The sequence below is a fragment of the Streptomyces sp. S.PNR 29 genome (genome assembly GCF_030386795.1).
In the GTDB taxonomy this organism is placed as follows: Bacteria; Actinomycetota; Actinomycetes; order Streptomycetales; family Streptomycetaceae; genus Streptomyces.
The window spans coordinates 399,638-413,430 of record NZ_JANUQM010000008.1; the positions used below are offsets into that span (position 1 = coordinate 399,638).

Annotated in this window: 13 protein-coding genes and 1 tRNA gene; 1 reads left to right on the top strand and 13 read right to left on the bottom strand. The window is 71.8% G+C overall.

What is annotated here, in order from left to right; translation table 11 throughout:
• Positions 1-105 precede the first annotated feature (105 nt).
• Entirely contained in the window at positions 106-477 is a 372-nt protein-coding gene (locus NW895_RS23295; RefSeq protein ID WP_289937753.1) for a nuclear transport factor 2 family protein, read from the bottom strand.
• Between the two features lie 411 nt (positions 478-888).
• On the opposite strand from NW895_RS23295, the gene NW895_RS23300 reads away from it, so the two are divergent.
• On the top strand, positions 889-1,689 hold the full coding sequence (locus NW895_RS23300; RefSeq protein ID WP_289937754.1) for an AfsR/SARP family transcriptional regulator: 801 nt from the start codon (positions 889-891) through the stop codon (positions 1,687-1,689).
• A 93-nt stretch (positions 1,690-1,782) separates the two neighbouring features.
• On the opposite strand, the gene serS is transcribed toward NW895_RS23300, so the two are convergent.
• From serS to NW895_RS23360, 12 genes are all read right to left on the bottom strand, one after another.
• A complete protein-coding gene (gene serS / locus NW895_RS23305) occupies positions 1,783-3,063 on the bottom strand; it encodes a serine--tRNA ligase (RefSeq protein ID WP_289937755.1) in 1,281 nt (426 codons plus the stop codon).
• Between the two features lie 132 nt (positions 3,064-3,195).
• Positions 3,196-3,426 (bottom strand): acyl carrier protein, encoded by a 231-nt coding sequence (locus NW895_RS23310; protein ID WP_289937756.1) that lies wholly within the window; start codon positions 3,424-3,426, stop codon positions 3,196-3,198.
• Between the two features lie 42 nt (positions 3,427-3,468).
• Positions 3,469-4,476: a beta-ketoacyl-ACP synthase III gene (locus NW895_RS23315; RefSeq protein WP_289937757.1), complete on the bottom strand. Its 1,008-nt coding sequence runs from the start codon at positions 4,474-4,476 to the stop codon at positions 3,469-3,471.
• The gene (locus tag NW895_RS23320; protein ID WP_289937758.1) at positions 4,473-5,516 is read right to left on the bottom strand and encodes a VlmB-like protein; all 1,044 of its coding nucleotides are present in this window, start codon (positions 5,514-5,516) and stop codon (positions 4,473-4,475) included. Before NW895_RS23320 ends, NW895_RS23315 begins: the two co-directional genes overlap by 4 nt.
• 69 nt (positions 5,517-5,585) lie before the next feature.
• Positions 5,586-6,140: a hypothetical protein gene (locus tag NW895_RS23325; protein WP_289937759.1), complete on the bottom strand. Its 555-nt coding sequence runs from the start codon at positions 6,138-6,140 to the stop codon at positions 5,586-5,588.
• 12 nt (positions 6,141-6,152) lie between these two features.
• The gene (locus NW895_RS23330; RefSeq protein WP_289937760.1) at positions 6,153-6,638 is read right to left on the bottom strand and encodes an SRPBCC family protein; all 486 of its coding nucleotides are present in this window, start codon (positions 6,636-6,638) and stop codon (positions 6,153-6,155) included.
• Positions 6,638-7,924, bottom strand: a complete 1,287-nt coding sequence (locus NW895_RS23335; RefSeq protein ID WP_289937761.1) for an aminotransferase class III-fold pyridoxal phosphate-dependent enzyme — start codon at positions 7,922-7,924, stop codon at positions 6,638-6,640. Before NW895_RS23335 ends, NW895_RS23330 begins: the two co-directional genes overlap by 1 nt.
• A gap of 102 nt (positions 7,925-8,026) precedes the next feature.
• Entirely contained in the window at positions 8,027-9,166 is a 1,140-nt protein-coding gene (locus tag NW895_RS23340; RefSeq protein ID WP_289937762.1) for an acyl-CoA dehydrogenase family protein, read from the bottom strand.
• Between the two features lie 188 nt (positions 9,167-9,354).
• A complete protein-coding gene (locus NW895_RS23345; RefSeq protein WP_289937763.1) occupies positions 9,355-10,962 on the bottom strand; it encodes an aldehyde dehydrogenase in 1,608 nt (535 codons plus the stop codon).
• Positions 10,963-11,066: 104 nt separating this feature from the next.
• Positions 11,067-12,536, bottom strand: a complete 1,470-nt coding sequence (locus tag NW895_RS23350) for an MmgE/PrpD family protein (RefSeq protein WP_289937764.1) — start codon at positions 12,534-12,536, stop codon at positions 11,067-11,069.
• Complete coding sequence (locus NW895_RS23355) at positions 12,487-13,503, bottom strand: diacylglycerol kinase family protein (protein ID WP_289937765.1); 1,017 nt, start codon at positions 13,501-13,503, stop codon at positions 12,487-12,489. Before NW895_RS23355 ends, NW895_RS23350 begins: the two co-directional genes overlap by 50 nt.
• An 88-nt stretch (positions 13,504-13,591) precedes the next feature.
• Positions 13,592-13,678, bottom strand: a tRNA-OTHER gene (locus tag NW895_RS23360).
• Positions 13,679-13,793: the final 115 nt, after the last annotated feature.

A 13,793-nucleotide genomic window follows, 5' to 3' on the forward strand; every position in this document is an offset into this window, starting at 1 on the left:
GAAATGTCGCAGGGCTGTGCTGCCTCGCCCTGCGGGGACGGAAACGGGCAGACCCCCTGTGAAGTGCGGGGATCCGCCCGGTGCTGCAACGCGCCCTGGGGCCCTTTAGGCGCCGGCGGGCACCTTGTCGAGGAACCCGAAGACGCCCTTGATCTTTCCGGCGCCGTCGCTCACCACGACGTCGAAGCCGATGACGACGTTCTCGCCGCCGCCGGCGGGCACCAGCTCCCACTGGAAGCGGGCGATGTGGTGGTTGGCGTCGACCTCACCGAGAATCCGGAAGTCGAAACCCTGGAACTGCTCACGGGCGCCCGCGATCACCGCCCCGATCCCGTCGTGCCCCTGCACGTCGGCCAGCGGGTCGGTGTACGTGGCGTCCGCGGTGAACAACTCGGAGATCGCGGCGGCACGCTTGGCCTCGTCCGGCTCGTTCCACACAGCGATGTAACGGCCGGCCAGCTCGGTGAGGTCACTCACGCGTACTCCCTTGAAACGCTAGTGAATTGTGTACGGGTCGCCGCCCGGCTCGCGCGAAGCCGTGGGCGGCACCACCATCACTGTGACAGACCCGACTCAAGGGACACTTGAGGACAACTAGAGACCCCCGTCCCGGGCCCGCGCCGCCCCCGGCCGGGCCGGCAGCCGGCCCCGCCCCACCCGCCCGCAGCCGGCCGCCCGACGGCTTCTGGCACCGCCCCTTTCGCGCAGCTCGCACCCCCTGCCGCGCAGCCGGCCGCCGCGGCGCACCCTTGGCCGTGTTTCGAGCGGCGCTCAAGGCGCCGGTGCCACGTTCAACCAGGACAACACACTGGCGTACCGCCCCGGTCGAGCCCGTCTGGGCGGTCGCCGCCGGCTGTCGCGGGGGCGACAGGCAGGGAGGAGCAGTCGGTGAAGTTCAAGGTTCTCGGCTCTGTCGGCATCGAGGCGGACGGCCACTTCCACAGCATCCGGGGAGGACATCAGCGGGTGCTGCTCGCCGTGCTGCTCGTCAACGGCGGCAAGCTGGTCCCGGCCGAGGAGCTCTACGCCGAACTGTGGGGCGACGAGCCGCCCATGACGGTGGAGAACGCCCTGCAGGCCCATGTCTCCCGGCTGCGCCGCACCCTGCAGGAGTTCGGCGACGGCACCGTGTCCCTGATCAGCCGCTCCACCGGCTACAGCCTCCAGTTCCCGCTGGACGATCTGGACATGAACGTCTTTCGGCGCGGCATCGCCCAGGCCCGCTCGGTCATGGCCTTCGACACCGAACAGGCCTCCCGGCTGCTGGCGCAGTGCCTGGGCCTGTGGCGGGGGGCAGCGCTGCAGGACGTCGCCGGCGGGCTGCTGTGCCAGTCGGCGGCCGTGCAGCTGGCCGAGGAGCACCTGGCCGCGACGGAGGACAAGCTCTGGCTGGATCTGCAGCGTGAAGTGCCCTCCGCGATCGGGGAGCTGAAGCGGATGAGCGTCGTGCACCCCTGGCGCGAGCGCATCACCGAGATGCTGATGCGGGCGCTGTACCGCTGCGGGCGGCAGGCGGAGGCGATCGAGACCTACCACGCCGCCCGCGCCCGGATGATCGCCGAGCTGGGCACCGAGCCGTCACCGCAGCTGCGGGAGCTGTTCTTGGACATACTCAACCAGTCCCCGGCGTGCGCCGGCACCGGCGCGGGCTCCACCGCACGCCCCGCGCTGTCGCCGCAGCCGGTGTGAGACGCCTCCACCGTCCCCTCAGCGACCGCCCCGCGGCGCCCCGCCGCCCCCGGAGGTCCGCCGGAGGGCCGCCGGAGGGCCGCGGGGCGGGGGTCATTCCGGGGTGCCGTCCGGCAGGATCCGTGCAAAGCCCGCATACGGCTGCAGCGCCTTGGGCAGCTCCACCGACCCGTCCGGCCGCTGGTGCTGCTCCAGCAGCGCGGCCAGGGTCCGCCCGATGGGCAGCGCGGAGCCGTTCAGCGTCGCGGCCGGCTCCTTGCCGCCGCCGCGGGTGCGGACGCGGATGCCGGCGCGGCGGGCCTGGAAGGTGCCGCAGTCGGAGACGGAGGAGATCTCCCGGAAGGTGTTGCTGCCCGGCAGCCACACCTGGAGGTCGTAGGTCATCCTGGCCGAGAAACCCAGGTCGCCGGCCGGCAGCAGCACCACCCGGTAGGACAGCTCCAGGCGGCGCAGGCACTCCTCGGCGTGCTCGACCATCAGCTGAAGCTGCCCGGGCGCGTCCTGGGCGGCGCAGATGCGGACCAGCTCCACCTTCTCGAACTGGTGCAGGCGCAGGATGCCGCGGGTGTCGCGGCCGTAACTGCCCGCCTCGGCGCGGAAGCAGGGGGTGCGGGCGGTGAACGCCAGCGGCAGGCGTGCGTCCGGCAGCAGCTCACCGGCGACGAGGTTGGTCAGCGGCACCTCGGCGGTCGGCACCAGGAACAGCTCCCGGTCACCGACGGCGGTGGCGAACAACTCGTCGGCGAACTTGGGCAGCTGGCCGGTGCCGGTCATCGTCTGGCGGTTGACCAGGTACGGCACCGAGTACTCGGTGTAGCCGTGCTCGGTGGTGTGCAGGTCGAGGAAGAAGTCGGCGAGCGCGCGCTCCAGGCGGGCGCCGGCTGCGCGCACCACGGTGAACCGGGCGCCGGACAGCCGGGCGGCGCGGGAGTGGTCCAGGATGTTCAGCGCCTCGCCGAGGTCGGCGTGGTGGGCCGCCCGGGGCGTGCCCTCCTGCACCGGCGGGCCGCCCCGTCTGACCTCGACGGCCTCGGTGTCGCTGTGTCCGTCGGGCACCTGCTCAAGGGGCAGGTTGGGGATCGCCAGCAGCAGCTCGCTCAGCTCCGCCTCGGCCCGGTCCGCGGCTGCCTGCGCCTGCTGCACCTGCTCCCGCAGCCGCCGCGCGGCCCGGCGCGCCTGCTCGCCGGGGGTGCCCGCGCCGTGCCCGCGGGAGGCCGCCTTCGCCTCGGCGCGCAGCCCGGACAGGGCCGCAAGGGCGGTGGTGCGGCGCCGGTGGGCGGCTTTCAGCGCGGCCACGTCGAGCGGGTACCGGCGCCGTGCCAGGCGCCGCACCGCCTCGGGCCCCAGGGTGAGCAGCTCCGTCACGTCGTGCATGAGACCTCTCCTTGAGTGCGTCCGGCCACCGCCCCCGGCGCCCCGGGCGGGGCCGGGGCGCCGGGGGCGGTGTCGTGCCGGTGCGGTGCCGGACAGGGGCAGGCGGCCCGGCCGGCGGCCGGTGCGTTGCGTTCAGGCCGCCGCGCGGCGCTCGGTCATCATCCGGGCCATCTCGCCGACGTTTTCGGCCTCCATCAGCTCGTCGTCGCTGATCTTTATGCCGTAGTCCTTCTCCAGCAGCATCGACAGCTCGACGACCGCGAGCGAGTCCAGCTCGGCCTCCTCGCGGGTGGCGTCCTCGGTGATCAGGTCGGGAGAGACCTTGAGCTTGGAGACCAGGATCTCTTTGAGGGTTTCGAACATGGCGGGCTTCCTTTCCGCAGAACGAAGGTCGGCACACATCGGTCAGCCGACGGTGACGTCGGGCCAGGTCAGGGTGGCCGCCCCCCAGGACAGCCCGCCGCCGAAGGCGGTGAGCAGCACCCGGTGGCCGGCCCGCAGCGAGCCGTCGGCCGCGCTGTGGGCGAGCAGGGTGGGCAGCGACGCCGCGGCGGTGTTGCCGACCTCGGCGATATTGGACAGCTGCCGTTCGGGCTCGAAGCCGAGCTCGTCCGCGACCGCGGCGAGGATGCGGGAGTTGGCCTGGTGGGCGGCCAGCCGGTCAACGCCCGTCAGGTCCCACCCGGCCCGCGTCACGGCTTCGCGGGAGGCTTCGCTCATCCGCCGTACCGCGTGCCTGAACGTCTCGCGGCCGTTCATCGTGAAGTACACGTCGCCCGGATCGGGCTGCTTGCTCGGCGGGCCGCTGGAACGCGACCGGGAGCCGCCCGCCGGGACCTTGATCAGGTCCGCCAGCGACCCGTCGCTGCCCAGTACGGGCATCGCGACGGCCCCCGGCTCGTCGGCGGCGCCCGCGCGCAGCAGCACCGCGCCGGCGGCGTCCCCGAAGAGCACCACGGTGCCCCGGTCGTCCGGGTCGACCATGGTGGTGAAGGCGTCCGCGCCGATCAGCAGGACCCGCTCGGCGGCGCCGGTGGCGATCAGCCCCGAGGCGCAGGTGAGCCCGTAGAGGAATCCGGCGCAGGCCGCCGACAGGTCGAAGGCGGCCAGGGTGCCCAGGCCGAGCCGGGTGGCGATCTCGGGTGCGGTGGGCGGGACCTGGTGGTCGGGTGTGGTGGTGGCCAGGATGAGGGCGTCCGCGCCGCCGCCCCCGGCCGAGGCCAGCGCCCTGCGGCCGGCCTCGACGGCGAGGTCGGAGGTGGCGTCACCGGGGTCGACCACATGCCGCACCGCCATGCCGGTCCTGGTGCGGATCCACTCGTCGCTGGTGTCCAGGCGTGCGGCCAGGTCGTCGTTGGTGACCAGCGTGGGCGGCAGGTAGGAGCCGATGCCGGCGATGACGGCGGATCTCATGCCCGCTCCCCGGCCGTGCCGGCGGGGGAGGCGCCGGCGGGGGAAGTGCCGGCGGGGGAGGTGCTGGACAGGACCTCCACGGGCAGGCCCATGTAGGCCATCCGGGAGGCGGCCATCTCGTCCGTCCAGCGCTCGGCCATGTCGTAGCGCTGGTTGGGGGTGGTGTCCAGCAGCCGGGTGCCGGGCCAGATCTCGTAGTCGCCGATGAGGCCGGCGTGCTGCGTCATGCCCTGCTGGAAGAGTTCCTCGCGGTGGATGACGAACCTGCGGTCGTCGATGGAGTCCCACAGGTCGACCCCGGCCCGCAGGATCTCCATCAGCCGCGGCCGGTACTCCGGGTGGGCGCGCACATGGTCGCGCAGGATGGTGCTGGCGACCGTCAGGTGGCGGATCTCGTCGATGGCGGTGCCGCGGGAGATCTCACCGGTGGCCGGGGACAGCGGGGTCCACTTGCGTTCGCTCAGTTCCGCGGCCGGGGCGAGCACGCCCTCGATGACGATGGCGAAGACCGCCACCCCGCCGGCGAAGTCGCGCCGGCTCTGGACGATGTCGAGGGTGAAGTCGATGACCGGCTGCAGCACCTCGCGGTGGTAGTCCACCGCCATCTCCTCGATGTCCCGCAGCAAGGTCGCCTCCGGCATCCCCAGCTCCACCAGGTGGTTGCGGAACACCCGGGCGTGCCGGGCCTCGTCGATCAGCTGGGTGGCGTAGAACTCCAGCTCGCCGATGCCGGGGGCGATGGCCACGTAGGGGGCCAGGATCCGGGTGGCGACTTCCTCGGACAGGGCACGGAAGCCGAACTCCAGCACGAGGGCCTCGCGCAGCGGGCCCGGCTCCTTGAGGAAGGCGGGCACTTCGGCGCTGTCGTGGTGGCCGGTGACCCCGCGGTCGCGCAGGGTGCCCTGGGCGACCTGGGTGATCCAGTAGGCGAGATTGCACTCGGCGGGCCCGAGAGTGAGCTCCTTGGCGCCGTCGAGCAGACCCGGAGCGGTGTCCCAGTCGGCCTCGGGCGCCACGGTGCTGTGCGGGGAGGCGGTCATGGCGGGTGGTGCTCCTTTCTGTCCCGGGCGGCAGAAAACACAGAGGGGCCCGGGAAGGCGGTGGGTGCGTCAGCGGGCGGCCGGGGACACCGGGTGCTCGCCCGGCTGCGCCTGGCGTGGCCGGGCGGCGGGAACGTGACCGACCGGCGCGGGGTCCGGGGTGTGCCCGACCGGCTTGGGATGCGCAAGGCGCAAATCATCCAGAAGCCGCAGATACCCCTTCTGGCGTACCGGTTCATACGGCAGCGCGAAGGACTTCATGAAGTTGCCGAACAGGCCCCGGTCACCGCTGAGATGCCAGGGGATCGCCAGCAGCGCCCACTCGGGGCCGATCAGCGCGCACCACAGGGCGACCACGACACCCTGGGTGATCATGCTGTGCATGACGTTGTAGAGCACGTAGTACGCCTTGGCGATGGGCTGTCCGCCGCTGCGGCGGAAAGCGATCGCCCCGGGGATGTACCCGATCAGGTCGATGTACAGGAACAGGCCGATCGCGGGCAGCCAGCGGATCTCGTCCAGGTGCAGGACGATCAGCGCCGTGCACACCGCGAAGGCGACCAGGTACTCGGCCCGGTGCAGGGCGAAGGTGCGCGGCGTCTCGAAGGGGTTCGCCTGGTCCATGACCCGCCCCTCTCAGACGCCGACGATGTCGGCGGGCGTGCCCAGCTCGACCTCGCTGCGCAGCTGCGTGCGGTCGAACAGGCCGGTGATGGCCCAGGCCACGGTCTCCTTGATGACCCGCTCGGCGATCGGGTCGAGGATGCCCTCCAGGCTGGGGATGCCGAAGTCGAAGTCGACCTCGAAGTGCACCGCGACATCCCCGCCCTGTTCGGTCAGCGCCCACGTGCCGGCGAAGGTGTCGAAGTCGCCGTCGGTCTGTTCGAACTGGATCTGGAGCTCGTCGCGGACGAAGCGGTCCTCCTCCGTCCAGCGCAGCAGGCCGCTGCGGAAGTGCAGTTCCCAGCTGGAGCTGCCCTTGGCGTCGGGCAGCGAGCCGTGCACCGTGGTGGAGCTGACGTGCGGCGCCAGCTCGGGAAAACGGTCGAACCTCGCAATGGAGTCGTAGACGGTCTGCGCGTTCTCGCCCAGGACCACCGCGTCCAGTTCCACGTGCCGCATCAGTTGTTACCGCCTTCCGGCATCCTGGCCGAGTGCGCGACCAGGTCGAGAGTGGCTTTGTCGAAGGAGTTGAGCAGGAATTCCACATCCAGCTCGGTCAGCGTGGCGGGCGGCGTGAAGCGGACCACCGAGCTGCCGTTCATCGAGTGGTTGGCGACCACGCCGTGGTTGAACAGCTCGATCAGCAGCTCCCCGGCCAGGCCCGGCTCGGCCAGCTCCACCCCGATCAGCAGACCGCGGCCGCGTACGTCGACCACCAGGCCGGGGATGTTGCGGCGGGCGATCTCGGCGATCCCCGGCAGCAGCCGGGCACCGAGGTCCATCGCCCTGGTCACCAGACGTTCTTCGGTGATCGCCCGGATGGCGCCCTGGACGGCGGCCATCAGCAGCGGCTGCCCGGAGAAGGTCGCGGTGTGGACGTAGGGGTCCTTGTCGAAGGGACGGAACGCCTTGGCCGTGGCGATGGCCGCCGAGACCGGCACCACGCCCCCGCCCAGCGCCTTGCCCGCCAGCAGCACGTCGGGCACGATGCCCTCGATGTCGGCGCCCCACCATTCGCCGAGCCGGCCCATGCCGCTTTGCACTTCGTCCAGGATGAGGAAGCCGTCGTAGGCGCGGACCAGTTCCTCGACCCGCTTGAGATAGCCCCGGGGCGGAATGATCACACCGCCCTCGCCCTGCACCGGTTCGAGGATCACACAGACCTCGCCGGGGTGCGCCCGCAGCTCCTCCTCCAGGGCGTCCGCGTCGCCGAAGGGCAGGTGGGTGACGTCGGGGATCAGCGGCCTGAAGGGCTTTTGATAGACCTCCTTGGCGGTGGCCGACAGCGCGCCCAGGGTCTTGCCGTGGTATCCGCCGCCCATGGACACGGTCCGTTTGCGGCCGCCGGCACGGGCCAGTTTCAGACCGGTCTCGACCGCCTCGGCGCCCGACAGCGCGAAGTGCACCCGGTCCAGGCCGGGCGGCATGACGGACACCAGCGCCTCCGCGGCACGCGCCACGGTCGGCTCCAGCAGGATGCGGGTGGCGACGGGGTGGGTGTTCAGCTGGCGCTGGACGGCTTCCATCACGATGGGGTGCCGGGCGCCCATGATGAACACGCCGTAGCCGCCGGCGTTGAGGAAACGCTCGCCGTCGCTCGTGGTCAGCCAGTTCCCCTCGGATGCCACCTCCATGTGGCTGCCGAACAGCTCGGCGAGGGTGGCCCGGCCCTTGCTGAGGTGGGCCCGGTACAGGCCGAGGATCTCTTCCTCGGTATCGACCCGGATGTCCTGGGTCACGGTCACGGATAACTCCCTGGAAAAAAGGACGGCTGGGACGGGGGTCGAACAATCCGGGCCCGGGCGGGACGGGCACCTGCGCCCGTCAGGTGCCGGCGCGCGGGATTTTCAGGACAGTTCCAGCGGGGCGCCGTTGAAGTAGTCGGCCAGCGGCCCCGAGGTCGCCGCCCGGCCCGGCGGGTGGAAGATCAGCGGCCGGACGGAGGCGGCGAGCCGGGTGTGGTCGCTGCTGCGGACGAAGTCGATGCCGCCGAGCAGTTCCAGGCTCAGCTCCGCGGACCTGGTCAGGGCGTCCTGGGCGGCGTAGCGGGCGACGAGCACCTGGGCCACCGCCTCCTCGCCGCTGACGCCGTCGCGCACCGCGCGGGCGGCGCCCTCCAGCAGCGCGAAGGCGCTCTCGGCGCCGATGACCACGCCGGCGCGGTCGCCGGCGCTGCCGCGGCCGCGTTGAAGGACCAGCTCGGCCAGGGCGGCGGCGGCGCCGGCGTAACCGGCGGAGATCAGCATCTCGAACCAGATGACGCCCGCGGTCTGCAGATCGTCCAGCCGGTGCGGGTCCTCGGCCGTGGTGCGCACCACCATGGCGTGCGGGACGAAGACGTCGCTGAGGCGGACCTCCTCGCTCTGGGAGGCGGCCAGCACGTCGTTGCCCCAGAACTGGTGCACCGTCAGGCCCGGGGAGTCGGCCGGGACCAGGGCGAGGGCCAGCTCCGGGCTGCCGTCCGGGCCGGGGACGGCGATGGAGGCGGTCAGCAGCTGCATCGAACGGGCCAGGCTGCACGGCTTCTTGGTGCCGCTCAGGCGGTAGCCGCCCTCGACGGGCTCGGCGACCACCGAGGGGGTGAAGATGTTCTGCTGGGTCTTGCCCTCGGCCCAGCCGGAGGCCATCAGCACCTGGTCGGGCACGATGCGGTGCAGCAGGTCGAGCTGGCCGCTCTCCAGGCGCCCGGACTCCTCGGCGAGCGCGTACAGCATCGAGACGGTGAAGTGGTGCATGGTCACCCCGGCGGCCACGGACGGCGAGACGGCGCCCAGCGCCCGCTGCACCCGCACCGCGTCCACCGGGTCGGCGCCCATGCCGCCGAACTCGGCGGGCACCAGCAGTCCCACACCGCCATGGGCGCGGAAGACGTCGATCGCCGGGCTGCCCAGGGCCTCACGCTCGGCGAAGGGGATCTCTTCCAGCGCCTTGAGCAGCCCGGGGTGGTACCGGTCGCAGACCGCGCGGGCCAAGTCGAGGGAGCGCAACGACAAACACCTCCGTGGGTGGTTCACAAAAGTTCGGCTCGTGCGGGAATCGGCCGGTACGGCCGTCAGCCGTCAGCCGTCGGCCGTCGGTCACATCAGCCGTCGGCCACCGGTCGTCGTCGGCCGGCGGCTTCGGGCCGTGGACCCGGGGCAGGCCCGCCGCCGTTCACGGTGCCCGGCGCCGCCGTTCAGGGTCCGAAGACCGCCTCGTGCGGGCTGACGTCGTGGGCGATGCTCACGCCCTGGATGTGCGAGGTCTTCAGGATCGGATAGTTGGCCTCGCCGTAGACACCGCCGGTCAGGCCGGTGCCGCCGTGGCTGGGCAGATACGGCAGGAAACCGATGTGCGAGTCGTTGATCTTCAGCAGGCCGCCGTTGACGACCCGCTGCACGAACGCGTTCATCACCCTCGCCGACTTCACCCACAGCGAGTTGCGCAGCCCGTACTCGTTGGAGTTCACGAACTCGATGAAGGCGTTGAGCAGTTCGTCGTCGCCGGCCGCATCAGCCGGCTGGGGCACCACGATCGGCAGCAGCGGGAAGAACGTCTCGCTTCTGACGATGTCGTGCTGGCGCGCCCCGGCCAGGCCGTCGACCCGGACCACGGTCGGCTGCAGGAAGACGCCGGTGGAGGACACGGTGCCGTCGACCTCCATGCGCTGCCCGCCGGTGATGATCTCACCGCCCAGGCCGAGGGACTGCTCAAGCAGCGCGAAGAACTTCTCGCTGCGCCGCACGGGGGAGAGCAGCACGTCCTCGTCCTCGGGATAGCCGGGCCTGACCAGCTTGATGCGCTCCTTGACCTCGGCGATGAGGTCCTCGGCGATCTCCGGGTGGACCAGCACACAGTTGGGCACCATGCAGATCTGCCCGGAGCCGTAGAACGACTCGCAGATCGCCTCGGCGGCCTTCTTCAGGTCCGCGCCCTTCCAGATGACGATGGTGTCGTTGCCGGCCAGCTCCAGGATGGGCTTCTTGCCGTGGGCGACGCACTGTTCCTGAAAGCGCAGCCCCTCCTCGCTGCCGCCGATGTAGAAGATGTCGTTGACCAGCGGCGAGGCGATCCACCGGTCCAGGGTCTGCTTGGGGTTGGAGCAGACGGCGTTGAGGATGCCGGCGGGCGCGTCGATCTCCTCCAGCAGCGGCGCGACCACATCCCGCATCAGCCACATGGTGCTCAGCGCGATACTGCGCGGGGCCCGCATCACCACGGCGTTGCCGGCCATCAGCGCGAGCACGGCCAGGGCCGCGCTGGGCGCGGGCGCGTTCTGCGGCGGGTTGAAGGCGACCACACCGTCGGGCTGGCGGCGCACGATCAGACGCCGCCCCTCGTGCTCGAACTCGGTGTGCATCCGCTGCCGGTACCAGTACAGGCTCTCGTCGCTGTAGATCTGCTTCATGCAGCTCAGTTCCCAGCGGGCCAGGCGCAGCGGGTGCGCCTCGGAGGTGAGGATCTCCAAAAACTCGTCCTCACGCCGGATCAGTTCCTCGCGGAACATGCTGCCCAGCCGCATCCGGCGTTCCAGCGGCACCTCCGCCCAGGCCGCGGCCGCGGCCGCGGCGGCCTCCGTGGCCAGGTCGATGGAGGCGTCACCGGCGATCGCGCAGCGGCCCACCACATACGGGTGGCCGGCCGCGTCGGAATCCGGATTCTGCTCCAGTTCCCGCTTCAGACTGACACTGGTGAAGACGTCCTCAAGGAGAGACCGGGCGCTGACCGTATAGACCCAGCCGTCGCCTTCGACGTCCTTGCCCGCTATATAGAGCTTGTAGCTGCGGAGTTCCTTGTCAGGCATCAAAGGACCTTTCCAAGTCTATGGTCCTGCTCGTTTTCCACACATCCACCGGAAAACGATTCTGTCAGCGGCGGCTGACCCACCGCTGACATACGCCTCGCGGATTACCGCAGCGCCGATTCGATCCAGCTCCGCAACGTGTCGGCATCCATGGACTCAAGATCCGCCGCCGCGTCGGCGACATCACTCGGCCCGCCGAATTCCAGGAATTTCGCCCGCATCAGCTCCGCGTGGTGGGCCCGGGTGTGCGGGCCCGCGGCAGCGATCGGGATCATGCGCTGCCGGCTGGCCGTGCGCCCGTCGGCCAGCCGCACCGTCACCCGGGCCCCGGTGGCCTTGGCCGAGGAGGCGAACCCGGCGCGCGCGACATCGCCGGCCGCGCCCTGGGCGAGCTCGGCCACCTCCTCCCCGGCGAACGCGCGCAGCCAGGGCCCGGCCGCCTTCCCGGCCTGCCTGACGGCCTCCCCGAAGGGCGCCTCCGAGGCGAACAGCGCCCGCGTCAGCTCCGGGTCGTGCACCAGGCGGACCCGCTCCGCGACATCCCAGCGGGCACGGTCGCTCAGCAGCGGCGCCGCGAAGTCGTTGACCGTCAGACCCCCGGTCAGCAGCGCGGTGGCCACCGGATACGGGGTGTGCAGCACCAGCGCGCCCAGCGGCGAACCCGGCCCGACGATGTACGACGCCGCCTTCCGGCCCGCGAACAGGGTGTACAAGGAGGCCTCGACGACGATCTCCTCGATGTCCTCGGGCCGGCAGGGGCCCAGCTGGCGGTGCAGCTCGGCGGCGCAGTCCACGGCCGCGTCGATCCCCGGACCGCCCGGATGCATCTTGAACGACAGCGTCTCGGTGTGCCAGCGCGTCCCCAGACCCGCACTGACCGCGTCCGGCAGCGGCACGGAAGCAAAACGGTCCAGGAAGCCGTCGGGGTGTTCCAGGATGTCCGCCGCGCCGCGCAGCCCGGCCCGGGCCGCGTCGCAGGAGTCCATGGCGGTCCGCACCGGGGTGAAGGTGTTGAACACCCGGGCGTCACTGGCCAAGAACGCCCGCATCAGCGGCCAGTTGGGCATGGCGAAAGCGAGACCGAGCGCGCTGGACCACACCGCGTCGTCGGCGCCCTCGCAGTGCAGCCGCCCGCTGACCGCGCCCGCCAGATGAGTGTGCACGGCGCTGTGCCCGCGCAGCGGGCCGAGCGTGGCGGCCGCGGTGATCCTCGCCGCGCACTCGTTGGCGGCGACGACCGCGGCCAGCAGCGCGGGCCCGTCCAGACCGCGGGCGTGGGCGAAGGCGAGCGGAACGGACACCGTGGAGTTCGACAGATGCCCCGCATACGCGGTGTCGTCCAGGTTCAGCCAGGAGCCGAGCCCGGACAGCACGCACGCCGAAGCCCGCGGATCGGCCTGCAGCGGCGGCCCGAACCCTTCGATGAGGCGGCGGCCCAGCGGATGCGCGGCCCCCGCCCGGATCGAGGCCAGCTGCGACAGCAGCTGACTGGAGGCCAGAGCCCGCACACGGGCCGGGATGTCCTCAGGTCGCAGCCACGCCGCCCAGCGGCACAGCTCCTTGAGTATCGACACGCGTCACTTCCTCCTTGGGAGCACCCCACACGGAAAGCGCGCCCGGCAGCACCTCGACGGTCATGCTGGTCCAGTTGAGAGGCTGCAGTTCACCGTCGTACTCGAACCGCAAGGGACGCCCGTCCGTGCGCTCCACCACGATCCGCCGGCCCCGGCCCCGCACCACCCCCGGCTGCCGGCCCAGCACCCCCGCGCGAGCCAGGCGCGGCACCTGCGCCGCGGGCACCTCGGCGCCCACCACGCACACATCCAGCAGGCCGTCGTCCAGCTCCGAGCCCTCCAGCAGCAGATACTGGCCGCCGCGGTAGCGGCCGCCGCCCACGTTCGCCAGCACCGTGCGGCCCTCGTGCAGCACCTCGCCGTCGACCGTGACCCGCCCCGGGTAGGGGGTGAAGGACGCGGCGGCCTCCGGCAGCGCCCGGGCGTACTTCTCCCGGCCCGACGCGGTGATGGCGCGGGCCGCGATCAAACCCTCGGCGATGAGCCCCGAGCAGGCGCCCAGCAGCACCGGCTTGCCGGTCTCGGCCACCCACCCCACGTCGATCCGGCGCAGCCGCGCCCCACCGGGGCCGCCCGCCACACTCGCCGCCAGCGACTGCGCCCACGGCCGGTCGGCCCACAGCATGCGGTAGCCGGAGTTGCCGGTGCCCGCGGGCACGATGGCCAGCGCGGCACCGGCCCGCCCCGCCGCATGAGCGGCCGTCAGCGCCTCGACGACCTCGTGCACCGTGCCGTCACCGCCTACCGCGACCACCAGATCCGGCGCAGCCCCGCCAGGTTGGGCCAGGGCCGCGGTGACAGCCTCACCCGCGCTGCCGCGGCGGCCCGTACGATGCACCCGCACGGCCTCAAGCCGGTCCCGGCACAGCCGCACGACCTGCTCGACCAGGCCCGCACGGACCGTGCCCGCCGTGGGGTTGACGACGACGAGAGCCCGCCGGGGGCCAGAAGATGCCGCGATCGGCATGAGGCGAATCTCCAGACGCTAGTCGTCGATGATCGGCCGGCGGACCGAGCCCCCGGGTGTGCGGGGGTTGGGTGCTCGCGGTTCGGTGCGGAGAGGGCAGGATTCGAACCTGCGTGGGCTTGCGCCCGACTGAAGCGTGCTTCGGTCCCCGATAAGCCTCTCCGGGCACCTCTCCTTGGAACCGGCGGGCGGGCCGTGCCCCCGGGTGTGCGGGGGTTGGGTGCTCGCGGTTCGGTGCGGAGAGGGCAGGATTCGAACCTGCGTGGGCTTGCGCCCGACTGAAGCGTGCT